This window comes from Acinetobacter sp. ANC 3903 (assembly GCF_002135315.1).
Classification (GTDB): Bacteria; Pseudomonadota; Gammaproteobacteria; order Pseudomonadales; family Moraxellaceae; genus Acinetobacter.
In genome coordinates this window covers 50389-71167 of the sequence record NZ_NEGA01000016.1, presented here as the reverse complement: position 1 = coordinate 71167, position 20779 = coordinate 50389, and the positions used below count along the sequence as shown (strand labels likewise).

Below are 20779 nucleotides of genomic sequence, written 5' to 3'. Positions count from 1 at the left end.
AGTTTGATGCATTTTGCCTTCATCATTTGATCAATTTTAGTTATAAAAACAGAATAAATAAGAATTAAAGTGAGTACACATTGAACTTGATATTGAATTGGATGAAGAAATATAAATTTTTAATTACTGGGTTGATTGCTCTTGCAATCGTTACAGCTATTATGCCAACAACTTCTTTTGCAGAATCTTCAGTTGCTCATCAGGCAGCAACGGAAATAGTAAAACCGATTACTCAAGCCGAAATTCAGCAAGGCTTAAAAGATATGCAGCAACGCATGAATCAGCAAATTGAAGCATGGGGCAAGACTTTAACGAGTGATGATTTTGAATGGAGTTGGCCTGGGCGGCAGCTTAAAAAAGAAAAACGTCAGCAAGTGTGCGGTATCTATCAAAATATCATTAATGACATCTATAGGCTGGCCGTTGAAAATAAAGCACGTTTGAGCGAGCAAGAGCAAAAACTGTTGCAGGATCGCAATGCCTTTATTCAGGTATTGGGTTATCAGGACAATCTTGTAGATAGCAAGATGGGATTTAATTGTCGGATTAAATAGCTTTGCGCTTAAAAAAATGACTTGATGAATAGGTATAAAAGGGGGGATGAAGCCTAAAAAACTCCTGAAAAAAATCAATGACCATAAAAAAGACGCATCAAGCGTCTTTTTTATTAAATCAAAACATTTATTTAGCGGTGAGTATCATCAAATTCATTATGTTGTGGAGCAGGGTGTTTAAAGCCCTTGGTCTTATAACCAAGATACAAAATCCCAAACATTGCCCACCATAGACCGAATTTCAAGGCAGTGTCTTCAATTTCAAGCCACATGGCAAAAATACTGATGAAACCGAGCATCGGAATAACCACAAAGTTAAGTATATCTTTAAAGTTTTTAGTACGGCCATCACGCAATGCATAACGTGAAATCACCGATAAATTCACAAAAGTAAATGCAGTTAATGCCCCGAAACTGATCATGGAAATCACGATATCCAAATTAATGAAGCCGGCAGTTAAAGCCACAGCGCCGACAATGAGGATATTGTAAACAGGGGTATAGCTTTTAGGACTAATGTGACCGAAGATTTTTTTATTGATCACACCATCACGACCCATTACGTACATCAAGCGTGATACGCCTGCATGGGCAGAAATACCAGATGCCATAACAGTCACAATAGCGAAATAAAGCACCACGGTTTTAAATGCAACGCCGCCAACAGCCTGAAGAATATCTGGCTGAGTTGCAGCTACATCTTCAAAGTAAGTTTTAGGATCATTCGGGAAGTAAATTTGCATGAAGTAAGTGCTGATGATGAAAATCACCCCGGCAATTAATGCAGTCAGGAAAATTGCTTTAGGTAAGGTTTTCTCAGTATCTTTGGTTTCTTCTGCCAGTGAACTCAGTGAATCAAAACCTGTAAACGAGAAGCATAATAAAGTTGCCCCTGTAATCAAGGCACCCACAGAAGTCATTGAATTCCAGAAAGGTTCCAGACTCCATAACTGATACTTGGCATTCACCAGAGAACCATCGGCATTTACACCGCCAGCCAGCAAGCTATAAACCATCCAGGTGAAGTAAACGATGACAGCGATTTGGACGAGTACAATCAGACCGCTAAAGTTCGCAACGAATCTGGCGCCACGGAGGTTCACCGCAGTCATAAATGCGGTTAAGCCAATAACCCAAATCCAGTGATTAATATCGGGGAACAAGGCTTCCAGGTAAATTACCGCCAAAATGATGTTGACCATTGGAGACAACAGGTAATCTAGCCATGATGACCAGCCCACCATAAAACCGACATTGGGATGAATCGATTTTTGCGCATAAGTATACGCAGACCCGGATGATGGGTAACGGCGGATCATATGTCCGTAACTGATGGAAGTAAACAGAATTGCAACTAGGGCAATAATGTAAGACGTTGGTACATGGTAATGACTTTCTTCGGAAACCAGACCGAACGTATCAAATAATGTCATTGGTTGAATATAAGCTAAACCAATAATAATAATGTGCCAGAGTCCAAGCGTTTTTTGCAGTTTAGCTGCCGGTTGAGTCCCAGAGATATTTGTCAACGGCGTTATCCTCTTATCGTTGATCAAGGATCAGTCATGTTTACAAGGATCGTTTGAGACGAACGATCCTCCCTAAATGAATAAAACAAAAGTGCGCCAATCTACTCTAGTTTGTTACCTTTTGCCAATATCTTTATGATTTTTTAATGCAAAAAATATGCCATCTGGTATAAAAAAGCAGCTTTAATTTTCCACAAAGCAAAAGCCTGATGCTTAAAAAAACATCAGGCTAATTTTTAGCTATATTCGCTTAATTTTCAATACTTACCAAGCTTTTTCTAAAATCGCTTTTAAATCACTAAACGTGGCTTCTTTAGGATTATAAATAATGGAACCATCATTTAATGCTTTATCTGCTACTTCATCTAATTGTGCTTCTGAAACTTTGCCAGTTTCACGTAAAGTACGCGGCAATTTGGTCAATGCATATAAGCGATCACGCATGGTTAGAATAGTAGCAATAGCTTTGTCAGCACGTAAATGTGCAGGCGTTTGTGCATAAATATCCGCACCGGCCAAAGGCAGCAATAATTCTGCAATTTTGTCACCATTGACTTCCTTATTGTACTCAAGCACATAAGGCAGGAACAGGTTCATGCATAGACCATGGGGCAAATGAGCCACCGCACCTAAAGCATGCCCGAGCGAGTGTACCAAGCCAACCATGGAGTTAGAGAATGCAATGCCGGCCATAGTCGAAGCTTGTGCTAATTCCAGGCGACCAAATTCATCTGTTGGATTATCCAGAACATTGAACAGGCTGTTGCTAACTTTTTTAATGGCAGCCGTTGCATAGGCATCACTGATTGGATTTGCTGCCATACAGGTATAGGCTTCAACCGCATGGGTAAGGGCATCCATGGCAGTCATGGCAGTTAAATGTGGCGGCAAGGTTTGCGTCATGCGCGGATCAAGAATCGCAGCATGCGGCATCAGGTAATACGATGCAAACGGCATTTTGACATTTTTTTCAAGATCAGAAACCACAGCAACCATAGTCACTTCTGAACCTGTACCTGATGTAGTCGGAATAACGAAGAATGGTTTTAATGGTTTTGGCAGGTTATGTGCACCTGAATATTTAAGCAGGTCATCACCACCTTCAGTCACCAGGATATTGGTTGCCTTGGAGGTATCGATCACTGAACCACCGCCCACGGCAATAATTGCATCACAACCATTGTCACGATAGGCTTGAGCTGCTTTACGTACGGTTTCTACGCTTGAATCGGGTGGAACATCATCAAAAATAGCACCAATCACGGCCTCTGTAGATTCAAAAGCAGCTTCAATTGGAGCAAGCAGGTTATTGCTGCGTACGCCTTTATCGGTAATGATCAGTGGACGTTTTGCACCTAAAGTGGCAAGTTCAAAAGGAATGTGCTCTAACGCGGCATGACCTGCGATCACTTTTACCGGACAGAAAAATTCGTAATAAGGCTTAGCCATGTTATGCACTCCGTTTAAAATAGGATTGAGCTAGTTTCAAATAAATATTTGTAGCTCCAGTAAGTTTTTCTTTTAGGCTCAACTCTGTTGGATATTGTTTTACAGCAAGCTCAGCAAGGAGTTTAGGTAAAATGAGCGCTTCCATTTTGTTTAAGCAACGTACCAGACGAATGGCAAATGAAATATCTCCATCAGCAATCATGCGGTCGTGGGCAAAAGCCTGTGCAGTGCTTTCCTGAAAAGAAAACACTAAAAAAGCATGACTTAAGTGCTTAAAAGTAATGGTAAGGTCAGGTTTGCTGTCTACAGATTGAAGTAATTGTAATTGATGGTCTTCCGTGACTTTTGCAATAAAAGCTGGGCCATTGGGAAATACTTTCATCGTTAGAACGAAACCCACAGGGAATTTAGCAACTTCCTGTTTTACTTCGGCGTCGACTTGACTCGCCATTACCAGACCTCTGCCAATCACATCCATCATGAGTTTGACGTAGGTCAGTTGTAAAGCGGGCTTAACGGATTTGGTTGAAATCACTCGTGTATCCCTTATCTAAAAAATATTTTATTAGTTTAGAGTAAATACTCTAATTTATTTTTATGTCAAAAGCAAAGTTATTGTTGCATGACTTGAACTTCATTAAAGTAACCGCTGTTGTGTAAAGTTTCAATGATATCGACGCATAAGTTCTCGAATTTAGGGTAGTCCTGGACTAAATCCTGAATACGGACCATTTCCAGACCGGCATAACCACATGGATTAATGGTATGAAAACCAAAAAGGTCACAATCAATATTTAGTGCCAAACCATGATAGCTGCGCCCTTTACGAATTTTAAAGCCTAAAGACCCAATTTTGCGCTCGGCTACATAAACACCCGGTGCATCCGGTTTGGCATAGGCTTCAATGCCGTATTTTTTCAGCAGTCCAATCATTAAATTTTCGGCATAAGACACTAGCGTGCGTACATTCCAGCCCAGACGGTTTAAATCAAACATGAAATAGGCCACCAGCTGACCTGGGCCATGCCATGTCACTTGTCCACCGCGGTCTGTTTGCACGACTGGAATATTACTCGGCAGCAGAATATGTTCCGGTTTACCTGCCTGTCCCTGGGTCAGCACATCATGATGCTGTAAAATCCACAGTTCATCCGGCGTGTTTTCATCGCGGTTTTCAGTCAGGGTTTTCATGTCCTGAAAACGATCAAGATAGGGAGTAAGCTGGTTAAATTGACGAATAATCAGTGTGGGTTTTAGAACAGCATCAGTCACGTAAAGTGCGTCCTTAAAAAAAGTTTAAATATTGTGAATGATTATAATGAAATCAGCATGGGATAGGGGATGATACCCAGAGGATTTGCTATTTTTATTAAAAGGGACTTAATGGTTTTTGTAGATATAAAAAAACACGCCTCGAAGCGTGTTTTTTTGATTTTCTTAAAGTGCAGTCTTAATCAGAGGACATGCAGCTAAATCTGCATAAAGCGCATGAACCTGTTCCAGCTCCACAAAGACAATCTGAGCAGTCAAAGAATGATATTTTCCAGTACGTGAAGGTTGTACCTTAATACTGGTACCATCGAAGTCGGGAAAATGTTTTACCAGGATTTCTACAACGGCAATGTGTAATTCTGTGCTGGCTTCACCAATCAGTTTGATTGGATAATTCATTGGGAAGACCCATAGATCTTCTCGGAGTTCGCGAGATGGCGTACGGTCTAACATGGTCATAGTAGTCCCCTTATATCAAACGCCTGCATGAATGCAGGCGTTATATGTCTTGAATACTAGATGGAGATACTTGGCAGTTTTTCAAGTCTCCATCGGTATCACAATGGCTTAGTCATTTTCCAAGAATGAACGTAAGTGTTCAGAGCGGGAAGGGTGACGTAATTTGCGTAATGCTTTGGCTTCAATCTGACGGATACGTTCACGTGTTACGTCAAACTGTTTACCGACTTCTTCCAGAGTATGGTCAGTTGGCATATCAATACCAAAACGCATTTTCAAGACTTTCGCTTCACGTTCAGTCAAGTTTTCAAGGACTTCTCGAGTCGCTTCTTTCAAGCCTTCTGAGGTTGCAGCATCAATCGGAGAGGTGATGTTGCCATCTTCAATGAAGTCACCCAAATGCGAATCTTCATCATCACCAATTGGCGTTTCCATAGAAATCGGTTCTTTGGCAATTTTGAGTACTTTACGCACTTTAACTTCGTCCATTTCCAGACGTTCACCCAATTCTTCAGGTGTTGGTTCACGACCCATTTCTTGAAGCAATTGACGTGATACACGGTTGATCTTGTTAATGGTTTCGATCATGTGTACTGGAATACGAATGGTACGCGCCTGATCCGCAATTGATCGGGTAATCGCCTGACGAATCCACCAAGTTGCATAAGTCGAGAATTTATAACCACGACGGTATTCAAACTTATCTACGGCTTTCATCAAGCCGATGTTACCTTCTTGAATCAAGTCAAGGAATTGCAAACCACGGTTGGTGTATTTTTTCGCAATCGAAATTACCAGACGCAAGTTGGCTTCAACCATTTCTTTTTTCGCACGACGGGCTTTGGCTTCACCAATCGACATACGTTTAGAAATGTCTTTAATGTCCTTAACATTCAAACCCAATTCTTTTTCGATGTCGGCAATCTTTTGCTGGAATGCCAGTACATCTGGACGTACTTTTTCTAAATAAGCTTTTTGCTCGGCAGGTGCCTTTGCAATTTGCTCATCTAACCAGGCTGGATTCGACTCCTGACCCGGGAAAGAAGTACGGAACTGGGTACGATCCATACGGCCACGACGTACTGCATAACGCATGACTTCACGTTCAGAAGTACGGATCTGTTCATGTGTGCCACGAATCATTTCAGAAATAATGTCAAATAAACGCGGGGTAAATTTGAACATCATGAACACAGTCGCTAAAGCTTGCAGCGCTTCTTCTGCCTGCTTGCTATTACGGCCATGCTTTTCAATCGCAGCTTTAGTTAGTTTCCATGCATCTTCCAATTCGGTGAAACGAATACGGGCAATTTCTGGATCAGGACCTGATTCGCCTTCAGAATCGTCATCACTTTCAGACTCTTCTTCGTCATCATCGTCCAGTTTTACATCTTTGGTTGTTTTAGAACTTGCTTCTTCATCTTCATCGATTTCAGCTTCCTCTTCTAAAACTTCTGGAATTTCTTCATCAGATTCCGGGTCTAAATAACCCGATAAAATATCAGCAAGACGACGTTCACCTTCAGTGACATCGTTATATTCTTTTAATACAACTTCAACTGCATTTGGCCAATACGCAATAGAATGAAGAACGTCACGAATACCTTCTTCAATGCGTTTAGCAATGCTGATTTCGCCTTCACGCGTTAATAGTTCAACCGTTCCCATTTCACGCATGTACATACGTACTGGATCGGTCGTGCGACCAGGTTCGCTTTCAACTGACGCAAGAACAGCGGCCGCTTCTTCTTCAGCAACTTCATCGGTTGTTTCAGTATTCGAGCCATCGAACATGGTGTCATCAGATTCAGGCGCACGTTCATGCACTGGAATGCCGACGTCTTGAAGCATCTGAATAATGTCTTCAATCTGTTCGCTTTCCGTGATCGAGTCCGGGAGATGATCGTTAACCTCAGCGTAAGTTAAGTAACCTTGCTCTTTGCCTCGGCTAATCAGAGCCGCTACTTGCGAAGTAGGGGAAGTCATATCGCTCATCTTTGCTTACTCTTCGTTGAATCTGTGGCAGTGAAAAACCGTGCATGATAGCACAATTCGATTAAAATTGTTTTGAATATTGATTGCTCAAGTCTCATTTAAAAAATATGAATTTGATTTAACAATTGTTTTCAATATGGGGCTGAAATTTTTTTTTTCAAGGCCGGGTGAGGGATCGCCTACAAAATATTTTGAGTTTGCTTTATCCGGCGTAATAAAAATTCTCAGCGTTCATAAATACACAATTTTAGAGGTAAAAAACAAGATAAAATGGTGTTTCTAAGATAAAAAAATAAAAATACTTGACAAAATTACATAGGTACGATAAATAGCGCCTAGGCCCATTCACTTTTTTTTCACCATGAGGTAGTTTTAGTGTCTTCTACAGATTTTGAACTAGATGATAGCTACAGTGATGATGATGTTAGTTTTGATGAAGTATCAAGCAAAATTAGTGCTAAAGAGTCGTTAGAAAAACGTCGTCTCATTGATGACCTTCTCGCACAACGTCGTTTAGAGCGTGAACTGAAAGATTTTGATTATGATCTTGATGATGACGACGATTTTGATGATGAAGAAGACTAAAATAGGATTCTGCACAGCCAGCTAAAATGCTATGCTATGCGGTAGTTATTTTACAAACTTGGATTTTAAATGAGTGCTTTAGATTTAGACCTTTTGAGCGATTATCTAGATGGCGACCAAAACGAATATGGTCTGGATTTTGCGGCAACTCATGGTTTTCTGTGTGCAATTGCAGTTGGCCCTGCTTTTGATAAGTGGCTCGATGAACTCTTTGACAACAATCAAAAGAAAGTTCCGAGTGAAATTATTGCACAAGTAAAAGCCTGGTTAGAATCGATTCGTCAAAACCTGGCGAACGAAGAGGGAATTGAATTTCCTTTTGAAATTGAAGAAGCAGATGTGGATTCAAGTTTAGGTGACTGGAGCGTTGGTTTTGTCGATGCCATGTTCTTAAACGAAGATGCTTGGTTTACGCCAGAACATGAAGAGCAACTGGTAGATTTAACTTTACCGATGATGGTCTTTAGTGGTGTAGATGAAGAAGATCCACAAATGGAATCTTTCCGCCGCAATGGTCAGCTCATGGATGAAATTGCTGAAGAAATTCCAGATAACTTGAATGAATTGTATTTGATGTACCATACGCCAGCGTGATGGTGCGCCTTGCGTCGTTCCAATAGCGGCTTATTTATTTACCCTAGATTAATTTGTTAAATAAAAAAGCACCATAAGGTGCTTTTTTATTTGTTCAACTAGCTATTTTCTGGATTTTAATTTCAAGAAGAGAGGACTCATCCACTGATAGGCAATAAAGAATAAAGCAAAATGTATTGCAACGATGAGCAACATAAATACGGCATAACCTGCTAGCCCCATTTTTTCAGCAGATTGAATAATTTGTTCTGCATTCGGGTTCATCATGACCAAAAAGAATATAATAAAACACTCTAAAGTAATGGCAATCGCGGTATTTCCCCAGACCAAGATATTGCGTTCTTGTGCAGTCGGCAAGCGTTGTTCTTTTTGCAGGAATTTAACCACATGACGAATCATGGTAACCAAAAAAATAGCGACGAAGAGCATCAAGCCAAGATTGGTGACAAACCATAGAAACAAAACGCTGAGAAGTAAAACCACGCCATAATCGATAGCAAAACTTTTTAGATATTGTTGCATTTAAGCCCCGGATAAAATCACAATTAGTTCTTCATTTTGCGTAGCTGTCTACGGTATACAATCCAGCCAATAAGGAGCACGACAATGACAATAATCACATCACTGACTTTACTAAAAATTTGCTGCATGAGCTGCTGATTTTCACCAAAATAAAATCCGACACAGGCAAGAAAAGTGGTCCAGATGATAGTACCCAAGCTGCTATAAAACATAAATTTCCAAAAGGGCATGTGGCTCATGCCCGCTGGAATACTAATCAGGGAACGTACGGCGGGAATCATACGGCCAAAGAATACGATGCGATGTCCATAATGCTCAAACCAGCCCAATGACTTTTTCACATCTTCAGATTTGATAAACAGATATTTGCCATAACGGTCTATAAATCGAAAAATGCCTTCATGCTTGAACTGATAGCCAATCCAATATAGAAAAGCTGCAGCGAGCAGTGAGCCGAAACAGCCTGCGATAATGACCCCAAGGAGTGTGAGCTGACCTTGTGAGGCTGAGTAACCTGCGGAAGGCATGATAATTTCAGAAGGAATCGGAGGGAATACATTGTCGAGAAACATGAGCAGGGCAATACCGAGGTAGCCCAGTTGTTCCATAATGGAAATAATCCACTCAGTCAGATTCATATGGTTATAAAAATAATAATGATATTTCAACCATCCTAAATATTATTCGGCTCAGGGTAAAGTATCCTTCTAAATACAGCAGGTTATTCTGGGCTATGGATTAAGGTATGGATATAAACTTTTCTTAAACTATAGGCTAGTGCAAAAGGAACCGCACTGAGCAGGGCGTATTCTATAAAATTAGGTGTAAGGTGATAAGCGATGAATATAGACAAGATACTGCCGATCATGGCACCTAATACCACAATAAAAAGATGTGATTCGTGCTCTAAAATCTGTTTTTGTTGTTCTATTTTTAGGTGATTTTTTTCCCGAACCTGGTGAAAACGACGGGTATAATCAATTGAACGGCTAATTGCTCTAGGCATAATTTTTATCCTTTTTCACGTTAAATATGAATAAGTTAGCTCTTATTGTGTGTTGTAGTTCTCAGATTAACAGATTATTGATGATTATATATACATTATTTGTGTGTCTTGGTATCTTTTTTTATCTTTTGTTTTTTTAGTACTTAGATTAGCATTTGAAGTGCAACACCATGTTGTTGCCATAATACCTGACTCGGACTTTTAAAGCCGAGTCTTTTTCTTGGACGATGATTCAATCGTTGAGTAGTTTCTGCAATATATGCATCCGCATAGTCATTCAAGTCACTGCCTTTTCTAATATATTGTCTGATCAATCCATTTGTATTTTCATTTGTTCCTCGCTGCCAGGCACTATAGGGATCAGCGAAATACCAGTCTACATCTAATTCCTGAGCAGCATACTCATGCAGGCTGAACTCTTTACCATTGTCCGCGGTAATTGTCTTTAGATGTGCTTTGATGGGTTCCAATAATTTGATCGTGGCTTGGCAAACTTCCTCAGCCTTTCGCGTGCTGCACTTTTTCAGCCAAAGATAACCCGTCTTCCGATCTACAATTGAAACCAGGGATTGTTGGTGATTCTTGCCAACAATCGTATCTATTTCCAAATCACCGAAGCGGGAGCGCTGCTCAATCTCAACAGGTCTATCGTGAATGCTTTTGCGGTTTGTCAGTTGGCCACGAGTCTCAATAGAGCCATATTTCCTCTTTCTTTGATTTCTGAGACGTAAGTTGTGGAAGAGCACACCGCCTCTGCTTTTATCCTGCTGTATAAACCTGTATATGGAATGTAGACTGACTGAAATATGAGAAGCAATCTGTTCGGGACTCCATTGGAGATCAAGATAAGCAATGACTTGTACCCAAATATCATAAGGGATTCTTTTGGGATTAGGGCAATGCCGTCTTTGAGCTAATTTATTAGCATGTTTAGCGAAATAACCATTCCTTGTTCGATTGCGTGCTATTTCTCTGGAAATGGTTGAAGGTGAGCGATTTAGCCTCCAGGCAATATAGCGCTTAGAAAAACCTTCACGTAACAACGTAGAAATCTGATATCTTTCTTCTTGAGTAAGATGAGTATAGTTCATGATGCAACTTTGACTTTGGTCGGTCGGAAGCAAAATGCTATCTCATCTTGCTTCCTTCCAATAATTTAATCTCTGTTGCACTTCATTTGAGAATCCAAGGTAAATAAAAAAGTCCTCTAAAGAGGACTTTTTAAAAGATTTTCTTAGTTTGAATTACAGACGTTTACGTTTAGCCGCTGCAATCTGCGATTGACGCATACGGAATCCGGCTTTCTGCTGTTCTGTGGTTTTGTCGATGCAGTATTTGCATGATACGCCATGTTCATAACTTGGAAGTTCAACTTCTTGAGGAAGTAGCGGCCAACCACAAGCATGACATTTAACGTTCTGACCTTCTTCTACACCGTGGGTAACTGCGGTACGGCCATCAAATACGAAACATTCGCCTTCCCACAGACTTTCTTCAGCAGGGGTTTCTTCCAGGTATTTTAAGATACCGCCTTTTAAATGATAGACTTCATTAAAACCTTCTTGCAGTAATAATGAAGTTGATTTTTCACAGCGAATCCCGCCGGTACAGAACATGGCAATTTTCTTGTCTTTGTGCTGTTCAAGGTTCTGTTTGACGTATTCCGGAAATTCACGGAAAGTTTCAGTTTTAGGATCAACCGCGCCTTTGAACGTACCGGCTTTATATTCGTAGTCGTTACGCGTATCAATCAAGATCACGTCATCACGTGCAATCAGTTCATTCCATTCTTTAGGATCAAGATAGTGACCGACTAAGTCGCGTGGTTTAACTTCCACACCCAAAGTCACAATTTCAGTTTTTAGTTTAATTTTCATTTTACGGAATGGTTTGTCAGAGCTGTGAGACTCTTTGTATTCCATGGCGTTAAAACCTTCATTCAGCAGAAATTGATGGATTGTATCAATCGCTGCACGGTCGCCCGCTACAGTTCCGTTAATGCCTTCACCAGCCACAATTAGAGTTCCACAAAGATTGATGGTTTTTACCAAATCAAGTAGGCGTTGTTGAAGATCGGCAGGATCTTGAACTTCTTTGAATTGATAAAGTGCTGCAACAACCCATTCAGTGGTCGCTTGCTGTTCTACAGGTGCAAGCTGTTCTACAGTAGCGTTCATGGAATACTCCAAATGTATTTAAGATAGGACAAAATTTAAGGCGCATATTCTAACGTGAATTGTCTGAATTAGCGAGAAAACCATGTATGAAATATGGTTTTTAATTTGCTGTTTGGAGATGTATTATGCCTGTGCTAATTGAATGTTAAATATAAAGTGGTCTTCATCTGTCAGACCTGAATGTTATTGAATTTCGGAGTTTATCTTGAATATTGATCGTCGAATTGCCTCTTTGACTCCATGTGCAGGGCGCTGCTCTACGGTGTTTGGTGATTCGGTATGCCGTGGTTGCCGTCGTTTTAATCATGAAGTGATTAAATGGAATACCTATACAGCAGAACAGCATACGGCTGTCTGGAAACGTCTGGATGCCCAGCTGGATCAAATTTTAGTGCCGATGTTGCCATTTGCCGATATTCGGCATGTCGAAGGCTTTGTATTATCTAAACGGGTTCGTTTGCGTGATGATGCCTCGAAGGGTCGTAAGCTGTATCACGCTTTAAAAATCTGTGAAAAGAATCGACATTTTACTGATGACAGTGGTTTAGGTATTCATTACAAAGATGTACGTCCTTTGTGGCAGGAATTTGAGCGTCGTGTACTGGCGCTGGCGACAGCAAGCTACGATTTTGCCTTTTTACGTGCCGATGGGATTAGTCATCACTTATTGCGTGAAGTGGAAGAGGATGACTAAGTCCTCTTTTTTTATGTGGTTTAAAATAATAAAAGATTAAATCAAGCGAGTTAGCCTGTGAATATTGGAGAATTCCTGCTGTATGTGGTTGCAGGTATTATTATGATTGCAACTCCAGGGCTGGTAATGTTACTGGTAGCAAGTGCTGGATTAAAAGGCGGCTATCGCAAAGCATTAAAAACCATTTTTGGAACCAATTTCGCTTCATTGATCCTGATCACTATTTCTATTTTGATCTTAAAAGGTTTTCTGGAGCTTAATCAGCAATGGTTTAACAGCATTAAAATTTTAGGCTGTATTTATATTGCTTATCTGGGTTTTCAGATTCTAACAGAAGCTTTCTCAAACTCAATTAAGGGTTATTCAGCACAAATAAAAGCAGCGGATGGCGGTTTTAAACAGGGTTTTCTGTGGGCATTTCCAATCCTAAAGACATTCTTTTCTTGGCTGCATTTTTCCCTCAATTGATCAATATTACTTCCGATCTGGATTACAGTTTAATACTTTTAACGCTGACTTGGATTATTTTGGATTTCAGCACATTATCAATGGTACATCTGGCTTTTAACCGGTTAGCTCGGTCAAAAATCTATCATCATTTAATGGCAGGATGTGGAGCGATTTTAGTATTGGTCGCAGTCTATGGAATTTATTCCGTATTATTTTAAAAATAAGAATGACTTAAATTCTTAGATGAAGTAGTAAAAAAGCCCCAGATAGTGGGGCTTTTTATCATGAATTAGACATTATGCGCTAAGCGGTATTGCACTAGTTCTTCAATGGTAATCACGGTTAATTGATGGGTTTGTGCATAAGACAATACCTGGATGCCCGATGCCATAGTGCCATCCGGATTGGTCAATTCACACAAAACACCAGCAGGTTTTAAGCCGGCCAAACGTGCTAAATCAATGGTGCCTTCAGTATGTCCACGGCGGGTCAAGACACCACCTTCACGTGCACGTAAGGGGAATACATGGCCCGGGCGGTTGAGGTCGCTAGCTACGGCACCATCTTTAATTGCTGCTTTAATAGTAGTGGTACGGTCTTTGGCTGAAACCCCGGTGGTTACACCTTCTGCAGCTTCAATCGTTACCGTAAATGCGGTTTTAAACTGGCTTGAGTTGTCAGCCACCATGGATGGAAGTTCCAGATGATTAGCCAATTCATCAGTTAAGCATAAGCAGACAATACCTGAACCGTCACGAATCATGCGTGCCATGGTTTCTACCGTTAATGTGTCTGCAGCTACAATCAGGTCGGCTTCATTTTCACGATCAAAGTCATCCATGACCAAAACGGGTTTGCCTTGGCGGATATCTTCTAAGGCTTTTTGAATACGTTGTTCAGCTGGGGGAAGGGCTGAAAAGAAAATTTCGGGTTGAATCAAACTAGACATTGAAACGCTCTCGTAAAATAAACATACGGTTGAACATTTCAGGACTGATGCAGAAATGGGGTCGCAGCGATATATCAAATATAAATATCCGTTACGTCGTCTTCTTTCATCCGGACTATACCGTCGGCTTTGGCTTTTCACCAAATCTGCGAGTAAACCATTTTTAGTTTACAGGCTCGTGGGCTGATTAAATGCTATAAAAATATAGTTTTAATTTACCACCGGTGGGGAATTACACCCCGCCCTGAAGCGATGTGCAATAAGTATAGACCTGTTTTGCAAGGATGACTTAAGTTTCTATAGATGAATCAGTCATATGTTTAGTCAAACTAAGCATAAATTAAAATGTGAAAAGTCGCGTATAAAAAAGCCCGCATGATTGCGGGCTTTTCATATCTTTAAATCTTAAGCCACTTGAACAGGAATACAGTTCGCTGTGTGATTTACAGTATTATTCGGGTTGGCATACACAAGACGTGGTTTGTGTGCATTTGCTTCAGCTTCGGTGAAATCACCAAATGTAGCAATGATCATCAGATCACCAACATCAGCTTGCAGGGCAGCACCGCCATTCACTGAAATAATGCCAGAATTTTCTTCACCACGGATGGCATAAGTGGTAAAACGCTTACCATTAGTCACGTTCCACATATGAATTTCTTCATATTCGCGGATACCAGCTAAATCCATTAACACGCCGTCAATTGCACAAGAACCTTCATAATGTAATTCTGCTTGTGTAACGACACAACGGTGAATTTTAGCTTTTAATAAACGAGAAAGCATGGCTAGCGTCTCCTTAGTTGACCTAAGATTTTGTCTTAGTTAAATCAAATCACTTCTTACTGGATCAGTAATCCGCAGAAAGCGCATTTTGCTCCGAAAAAAGCAACATGGCAAGAAGGAAAATTCAATTATTTGTAGAATGATCAGTTCGGTTTGTGAGCATTAATTTGATTCATGGCTTGCTGTATGTCACCGTTTACCAGCAATTTAATGCGAGATAAAGCGTGGGCAATGGCATCATCCATTAAATCTTGTTCGCTGCTCGGTGCTTTGCTGAGTACATGACCCGATACCCGCTCTTTGGAACCAGGATGACCAATACCGATACGCAAGCGATGGAAATTAGGGCCTGTATGCGGAACGATATCGCGTAAACCGTTATGTCCACCGTGACCACCACCTGTTTTCAGGCGGATGACACCGGGATTCATATCCAGTTCATCATGTGCGATGAGCATTGCTTCGGGAGCAACTTGATAGAATTTGGCGAAGGGAACAACACTTTTGCCTGAGGCATTCATAAAGGTTGTGGGTAACAGCAGACGGACGTCTTGACCTTCAATATTACCTCGACCACTGATTCCGTAGAATTTAGGATCGGCTTTGAGAGAAATGCCATATTGTTCTGCAAGGCGTTCAACGAACCAGAAGCCTGCATTATGGCGGGTTTGGGCGTATTCTTTACCAGGATTGCCCAAACCAACAATTAGCGAAAGTTTTGACACTAATTTACACCATCAACACTTATGCGCGTTTGAAGTCAGCGTGCATTGGAGTGTTTTTAGCTGGGTGACGTTGTAAAGCTTGGATTTTAACGCTTTCAACTTTATCACCAACTTTGATTTCAACAACTTCTTCAAAGAAAGCATTGTTTTCAAGTGCTTTAACAAGTTCGCGAAGTTCTAAAGTTACTGCAACAGGTTCACCTGAACCGTAGATGATTGCTGGAACTTTGTTTTGAAGACGAAGGCGGCGGCTCGAACCTTTCCCTTGAACTGCTTCTTCACGTGCTACTGCATTTAATACGAAGTTTGCCATGATAGACATTCCTAATTTAAGTTTAATTGACTAGGCCTTCGACCAGCCTAGTGATAGAAAACCCTGCCATAAGACAGGGTTTTGAAAATTCAGCGCTATATTATAGATAAGAATCGAACATTGCGCTAATAGATTCTTCGTTGTTAATACGACGAATTGTTTCAGCAACCATGCTAGCTACTGAAACTTGGCGAATCTTACCAAGTTCTTGGGCTTCTTGAGAAAGCGGAATAGTATCTGTTACCACAAGTTCGTCGATTACAGAGTTTTTCAAGTTCTCAATAGCTTTACCAGAAAGTACTGGGTGAGTTGCATAAGCAACAACGCGGCGAGCACCAAATTGTTTGAGTGCATCAGCTGCTTTACACAAAGTACCTGCAGTATCAACCATGTCATCTACGATGACGCAGTCACGATCTTTAACATCGCCAATCAAATGCATCACTTGTGATTCATTTGCTTTTTGACGACGTTTGTCGATGATTGCAAGATCGATATCACCCATTTGTTTCGCTACAGCACGGGCACGAACTACACCGCCTACGTCTGGAGAAACAACCATAAGGTTATGGTGTTGCTGTTGACGAAGGTCAGCAAGTAATGCAGGAGTACCGTAGATGTTGTCTACAGGGATATCGAAGAAACCTTGAATCTGGTCAGCATGAAGGTCGATCATTACAACGCGGTCAATACCTACAGTAGTGAGCATGTCTGCTACAACTTTTGCAGTGATTGGCACACGGCTTGAACGAGGACGACGGTCTTGACGAGCATATCCGAAGTAAGGAATAACAGCGGTAATACGACCTGCACTTGCACGACGTAAAGCGTCAGCCATAACAAGGACTTCCATCAGGTTGTCATTGGTTGGCGCACAAGTAGGCTGTACAACGAATACGTCTTTACCACGAACATTTTCAGTAATTTCGACAGCGATTTCACCGTCAGAAAATTGACCTACAGATGCTGCACCTAAAGGAATGTGCAGGTGGCTTACGACTTTTTGGGCGAATTGTGGATGTGCAGTTCCACTAAAAACGACAAGATTGGGCATGAAGCACCCTTGGCGGTTGGAATGTTTGAAAATAGATGGCAGGGGCGGCTGGATTCGAACCAACGGATGCCGAGATCAAAACCCGGTGCCTTACCACTTGGCGACGCCCCTAATGCGGCAGAACTTTAATATTTTTGCTGCTCTATGTCAAGGTGAATTAACAAATGAACAAGCAAATATTGTACTGTCTTTTTTGAGAAAATGGCAGGGGCGGCTGGATTCGAACCAACGGATGCCGAGATCAAAACCCGGTGCCTTACCACTTGGCGACGCCCCTAAATTCGATCACTGTAATATTAATTTAAACGACTGGTTTAAATGGCAGGGGCGGCTGGATTCGAACCAACGGATGCCGAGATCAAAACCCGGTGCCTTACCACTTGGCGACGCCCCTAATACAGTAATCTACAGATGAAAATGATGGCAGGGGCGGCTGGATTCGAACCAACGGATGCCGAGATCAAAACCCGGTGCCTTACCACTTGGCGACGCCCCTATCATATAACCTCGAAATGACGTAATGGTGATTCATTTAAACTATTAACCAAGTAAGCTTTACAAGGTGAATGAGCTAAAATCTCATCAATATTCATATCGGCAGTTACTTCAGTAAAAACACAAGCACCTGTACCTGTAAGTTTTGCAATACCGAACTGATCTAAATACTGCATCGCTTCATTGACTTCCGGATACAAGCTTCTTGCCAATGGCTCAAAGTTATTTCCGAAGTTAAATGGCTTTAACTGATAGGCGCAAAATTTAGTAGGCTTCGTGTCTCTTGTCAACGTTTTTTGTGAAAAAAGCAGTTGAGTGCTGATAAAACAGTCAGGTTTTAACACGATGTATTGTTTTTGATCTAAGTCTATGAATGTTAAGTGTTCACCAATGCCTTCTGCCCAGGCATTACGGCCATGAATAAAAATGGGCACATCGGCACCCAGTTTTAAACCCAGTTCTGCCAATTGCTCAATATTTAAACCGCATTGCCATAGTTGGTTTACCACAATCAGGGTGGTGGCGGCATCGGATGAACCTCCGCCCAGTCCAGCACCCATGGGAATGTTTTTTTCAATGCTGATATTTAAGCCTGAATATGCTTTTGCATAAGCTTTTAAAATCTGCGTGGCCTTGAAAATGAGATTTTGTTCCAAATCGACACTGCTTAATCCATCAATACTGATTTCAGGACTGGCTGATTGACTAAATTCTAGCCAGTCATACAGGTCAATCAGCTGAAAAATACTTTGCAATTCGTGATAACCGTTGTCACGGCGACCGGTGATATGCAAAAAAAGATTGAGCTTGGCAGGAGAGGGAACACGAATCATAGAATTTTGAACTTTTAAATAGACTTAACGATTTTGAATGAGCATTGTAATACGGTTTTCCTGACCGGACTCAAGGATCTGTTTCAAAATCAGCTTGTTCGGTAACTGGGCTTGCGTGTTATAACTCAGGTCGACGGTCCAGCCATCTTCCAGAAACTGGATGGGACGATTTTGCTCGTCTTTACTGATTTTTGCTTGTGTCGTTGCCGGTCGGGCCTGAACCCAGTCGACTAAATGGGTAATCGGCGCTTGCCAGCCGGTTGCACGTTCCAGTAATTCTTCAGGCGTACCCGCTTGAATCAGACCTGTTTTGGCACTGTTGAGGCTGACATTACCCGGTTGACCTGAAATCTGGGTTTTACCGACACCTAAAATTCCGCTTAACTCGATGTTAAATTCATCCTGCTGTTGTACCCAGGTGAAAAAAGCACTCCCTGATTGTCCGGGTGTTTTTACCCCAATTTTACCTTGCAGATTGAAATGATTGGCGGCTACCGGAGGTTGAGAAACGCCGGGTGCCTGAGGCTGGGTATATTGCTGGCATCCGCTTAGGATCAAGGTGCTGGTGGCAATCAGGCTTAAGCTCAATTTTGAAAAAATGTGCATACAGATAATTAACTCTTTTTCATTTGTTGCGGTAACAGTAACGATTTCAATTGCTCTAATTGCGGATCATTCGGATGATTTTTTTGTAATTGTTGTAACACTTTACTAAATTTTGTCAGATCACCTTGCATGTATAACGATTTTGCATAGCGCACCCCAATTTTCACGCTTTGACTCAATTGATAAGCCTGTTCTAACACCTGAGCCGAGGTTTTAAAGTCGTTTTGTAAAAAGGTGATATAGCCCAGGGTATCTAAAATAGACGCTTGTTCGGGAGCAAATTCCAAGGCATGTTCAACATACTTGCGGGCTTCGTTCAAACGCCGGTTTTGGAGTGCAAGGGTATAGGCATAGGCATTCAGATAGGTTGGGCTATTAGGCTCAATTTCCAGCAATTTTTGTAATAATTTATCAAGTTTGTCCCGATCTTGATAAGGATCGAGTAATAGCACTTCTGAATAGATCAGTTCCGGATCATCCGGGACATTTTTGATGGCTTCATCGAGCAGGCGAATGGCTGCCTTTTTATTGTCCATACGTTTTAAAATATCGGCCTGCGCCTGATATAAAAAACTGGCATATTGCGGATAATTGACCCGTTCTTGGGTCAGAAAGCGCAGTGCGTCAGTCAGCTGATTTTGGGCAGAAAAAATATTAATCATGTTGCGGCGTGAAACCGTGTACAGACTACCATCTACCAGCCGGTAATAGGCTTTTGCCGTTTCAAAATGCTGCTTTCTTTCGGCATTGACTGCCAGATAGTAATAAGCTTCATTCTGGTATTGGTTGGAAGAACGCAGTTCTACCAAATATTTTTCAGCGTGCTCATATTCTTTTAAGTCAATACTGGTCAAGCCGGCAATAAACAGCGCTTCTTCTTCATGGGGCCATTTTTTTAGTAAGCCTTGTAGTTTACTGAGGGCTTTTCCCGACTGATTGAGTTTAATCAGATATTTAATTTCGGCTAAACGCACTTCTAAATTGTTTTTATGTTTACGACTGGCTTTGTCATACCATTTTAAGGTTTCTTCTTCATTTCCCAAGGCACTAAGCAAATTGGCCTTCATCAAAATGAAGGCTGTGACATTAGAACGCTTCCTTAATGCACGGTTGATGGTGGTCAGTGCCTGTTCCAGCTGTCCGTTTTGTGCTTCTAGGCCTGCTATCAGTACCAGTACCGAGGGATTGTCCTGTTCTTTACTTTTGCGCAAGGCCTCAATCAATACTTCGCGATCTTCTGGCTGTTCCGGGGCAATACCGACTAGAATTTTTTCCAGGTCTGCATCTGGGTCGATGTTTAAAATCTTGTCCAGCGTGTCCGCAGCCAGTTCATACTCATGCGATTTCAGGGCAATATGTGAAAGATAAAATAAAGCTGGAACGTCGGTTGGTTCTTGAACCACCCAATGGGTGGCAATATCCAGTGCCGCCTTCAAGTCATTTTGCTCTAAAGCAACATTTAATGCGCGTTGTTTAACCGTGCTTGAATTGCTTTTAATTGCCAGCACGGTGTAGTTATGCAATGCTGTGGGAATGTCATGATAGGTCAATGCAAATTCAGCAATCATGCTTTGTTTTATGGCATTATAGTTTGAATTGGCATGATAAATTTCTCCAGATGCTCTAATATGAGCACTGGAAGCCATGCTACCCACAAGTAAGAATGTGGTAGAATATTGCTTAATTGTCATGCCGTTAATCCGGCCATTTGTTTGACGCAATTTTTCTTGAT

Annotated in this window: 23 protein-coding genes, 4 tRNA genes, 1 pseudogene and 1 riboswitch; of the genes and pseudogenes, 5 read left to right on the top strand and 23 right to left on the bottom strand. The window is 41.3% G+C overall.

The window, feature by feature from the left end; genetic code table 11:
• The first annotated feature begins 101 nt into the window (after nt 1-101).
• Complete coding sequence (locus B9T29_RS12830; protein WP_228146612.1) at nt 102-554, top strand: hypothetical protein; 453 nt, start codon at nt 102-104, stop codon at nt 552-554.
• Nucleotides 555-685: 131 nt separating this feature from the next.
• Here the strand turns inward: B9T29_RS12830 and B9T29_RS12825 are convergent, their stop codons facing one another.
• The 6 genes from B9T29_RS12825 to rpoD form a co-directional block, all read right to left on the bottom strand.
• Nucleotides 686-2083 (bottom strand): APC family permease, encoded by a 1398-nt coding sequence (locus B9T29_RS12825; protein WP_086176289.1) that lies wholly within the window; start codon nt 2081-2083, stop codon nt 686-688.
• Nucleotides 2084-2347: 264 nt separating this feature from the next.
• Nucleotides 2348-3532, bottom strand: a complete 1185-nt coding sequence (locus B9T29_RS12820; RefSeq protein ID WP_086176288.1) for an iron-containing alcohol dehydrogenase — start codon at nt 3530-3532, stop codon at nt 2348-2350.
• 1 nt (nt 3533) lies between these two features.
• On the bottom strand, nt 3534-4067 hold the full coding sequence (locus B9T29_RS12815; RefSeq protein WP_086176287.1) for a hypothetical protein: 534 nt from the start codon (nt 4065-4067) through the stop codon (nt 3534-3536).
• A 77-nt stretch (nt 4068-4144) separates the two neighbouring features.
• Entirely contained in the window at nt 4145-4804 is a 660-nt protein-coding gene (lipB, locus tag B9T29_RS12810) for a lipoyl(octanoyl) transferase LipB (protein WP_086176286.1), read from the bottom strand.
• Nucleotides 4805-4969: 165 nt separating this feature from the next.
• Entirely contained in the window at nt 4970-5257 is a 288-nt protein-coding gene (locus tag B9T29_RS12805; RefSeq protein ID WP_171264055.1) for a YbeD family protein, read from the bottom strand.
• 114 nt (nt 5258-5371) lie between these two features.
• Nucleotides 5372-7258, bottom strand: a complete 1887-nt coding sequence (rpoD, locus tag B9T29_RS12800) for an RNA polymerase sigma factor RpoD (RefSeq protein ID WP_086176284.1) — start codon at nt 7256-7258, stop codon at nt 5372-5374.
• Nucleotides 7259-7633: 375 nt separating this feature from the next.
• On the opposite strand from rpoD, the gene B9T29_RS12795 reads away from it, so the two are divergent.
• Together B9T29_RS12795 and B9T29_RS12790 are read left to right on the top strand one after the other, a co-directional pair.
• The gene (locus tag B9T29_RS12795) at nt 7634-7843 is read left to right on the top strand and encodes a PA3496 family putative envelope integrity protein (RefSeq protein ID WP_086176283.1); all 210 of its coding nucleotides are present in this window, start codon (nt 7634-7636) and stop codon (nt 7841-7843) included.
• A gap of 69 nt (nt 7844-7912) precedes the next feature.
• Nucleotides 7913-8437: a YecA family protein gene (locus B9T29_RS12790; protein ID WP_086176282.1), complete on the top strand. Its 525-nt coding sequence runs from the start codon at nt 7913-7915 to the stop codon at nt 8435-8437.
• A gap of 102 nt (nt 8438-8539) precedes the next feature.
• On the opposite strand, the gene B9T29_RS12785 is transcribed toward B9T29_RS12790, so the two are convergent.
• The 5 genes from B9T29_RS12785 to B9T29_RS12765 all read right to left on the bottom strand — a co-directional run bounded on the left by B9T29_RS12785 (nt 8540) and on the right by B9T29_RS12765 (nt 12142).
• Nucleotides 8540-8959, bottom strand: a complete 420-nt coding sequence (locus B9T29_RS12785; protein WP_086176281.1) for an ABZJ_00895 family protein — start codon at nt 8957-8959, stop codon at nt 8540-8542.
• A 23-nt stretch (nt 8960-8982) separates the two neighbouring features.
• Nucleotides 8983-9597, bottom strand: a complete 615-nt coding sequence (locus B9T29_RS12780) for a DedA family protein (RefSeq protein ID WP_086176280.1) — start codon at nt 9595-9597, stop codon at nt 8983-8985.
• A gap of 83 nt (nt 9598-9680) precedes the next feature.
• Entirely contained in the window at nt 9681-9965 is a 285-nt protein-coding gene (locus B9T29_RS12775) for an FUSC family protein (RefSeq protein ID WP_086176279.1), read from the bottom strand.
• Between the two features lie 143 nt (nt 9966-10108).
• Nucleotides 10109-11056: an IS30 family transposase gene (locus B9T29_RS12770; protein ID WP_143223893.1), complete on the bottom strand. Its 948-nt coding sequence runs from the start codon at nt 11054-11056 to the stop codon at nt 10109-10111.
• A 153-nt stretch (nt 11057-11209) separates the two neighbouring features.
• On the bottom strand, nt 11210-12142 hold the full coding sequence (locus B9T29_RS12765) for a rhodanese-related sulfurtransferase (protein ID WP_086176278.1): 933 nt from the start codon (nt 12140-12142) through the stop codon (nt 11210-11212).
• Nucleotides 12143-12347: 205 nt separating this feature from the next.
• Here B9T29_RS12765 and B9T29_RS12760 point away from each other — a divergent pair, with 205 nt between their 5' ends.
• Nucleotides 12348-12836 (top strand): DUF1289 domain-containing protein, encoded by a 489-nt coding sequence (locus B9T29_RS12760; protein WP_086176277.1) that lies wholly within the window; start codon nt 12348-12350, stop codon nt 12834-12836.
• Nucleotides 12837-12893: 57 nt separating this feature from the next.
• Nucleotides 12894-13504 (top strand): annotated as a pseudogene (locus B9T29_RS12755) (LysE family translocator).
• A gap of 71 nt (nt 13505-13575) precedes the next feature.
• Here B9T29_RS12755 and ribB read toward each other — a convergent pair.
• The 12 genes from ribB to B9T29_RS12695 all read right to left on the bottom strand — a co-directional run bounded on the left by ribB (nt 13576) and on the right by B9T29_RS12695 (nt 20768).
• Nucleotides 13576-14235 (bottom strand): 3,4-dihydroxy-2-butanone-4-phosphate synthase, encoded by a 660-nt coding sequence (ribB, locus tag B9T29_RS12750; RefSeq protein ID WP_086176276.1) that lies wholly within the window; start codon nt 14233-14235, stop codon nt 13576-13578.
• Between the two features lie 94 nt (nt 14236-14329).
• A riboswitch (FMN riboswitch) is annotated at nt 14330-14490 on the bottom strand.
• Between the two features lie 150 nt (nt 14491-14640).
• Nucleotides 14641-15021: an aspartate 1-decarboxylase gene (gene panD / locus B9T29_RS12745; RefSeq protein WP_086176275.1), complete on the bottom strand. Its 381-nt coding sequence runs from the start codon at nt 15019-15021 to the stop codon at nt 14641-14643.
• A gap of 143 nt (nt 15022-15164) precedes the next feature.
• Nucleotides 15165-15746 carry an aminoacyl-tRNA hydrolase gene (pth, locus tag B9T29_RS12740; protein WP_086176274.1) on the bottom strand — a complete coding sequence of 194 codons (582 nt, stop codon included), beginning with the start codon at nt 15744-15746 and terminating at the stop codon, nt 15165-15167.
• A 19-nt stretch (nt 15747-15765) separates the two neighbouring features.
• The gene (gene rplY, locus B9T29_RS12735; RefSeq protein WP_086176273.1) at nt 15766-16059 is read right to left on the bottom strand and encodes a 50S ribosomal protein L25; all 294 of its coding nucleotides are present in this window, start codon (nt 16057-16059) and stop codon (nt 15766-15768) included.
• A gap of 100 nt (nt 16060-16159) precedes the next feature.
• Complete coding sequence (locus tag B9T29_RS12730; protein ID WP_086176272.1) at nt 16160-17113, bottom strand: ribose-phosphate pyrophosphokinase; 954 nt, start codon at nt 17111-17113, stop codon at nt 16160-16162.
• Between the two features lie 36 nt (nt 17114-17149).
• A tRNA-Gln gene (locus tag B9T29_RS12725) sits at nt 17150-17224 on the bottom strand.
• A gap of 91 nt (nt 17225-17315) precedes the next feature.
• Nucleotides 17316-17390, bottom strand: a tRNA-Gln gene (locus B9T29_RS12720).
• A 42-nt stretch (nt 17391-17432) separates the two neighbouring features.
• Nucleotides 17433-17507: transfer RNA gene (locus tag B9T29_RS12715), tRNA-Gln, on the bottom strand.
• A gap of 27 nt (nt 17508-17534) precedes the next feature.
• Nucleotides 17535-17609: transfer RNA gene (locus tag B9T29_RS12710), tRNA-Gln, on the bottom strand.
• 1 nt (nt 17610) lies between these two features.
• A complete protein-coding gene (gene ispE / locus B9T29_RS12705) occupies nt 17611-18441 on the bottom strand; it encodes a 4-(cytidine 5'-diphospho)-2-C-methyl-D-erythritol kinase (RefSeq protein WP_086176271.1) in 831 nt (276 codons plus the stop codon).
• A gap of 24 nt (nt 18442-18465) precedes the next feature.
• Nucleotides 18466-19047 (bottom strand): lipoprotein insertase outer membrane protein LolB, encoded by a 582-nt coding sequence (gene lolB, locus B9T29_RS12700; RefSeq protein WP_086176270.1) that lies wholly within the window; start codon nt 19045-19047, stop codon nt 18466-18468.
• Between the two features lie 8 nt (nt 19048-19055).
• On the bottom strand, nt 19056-20768 hold the full coding sequence (locus B9T29_RS12695) for a tetratricopeptide repeat protein (RefSeq protein ID WP_086176307.1): 1713 nt from the start codon (nt 20766-20768) through the stop codon (nt 19056-19058).
• Between the last annotated feature and the right edge of the window lie 11 nt (nt 20769-20779).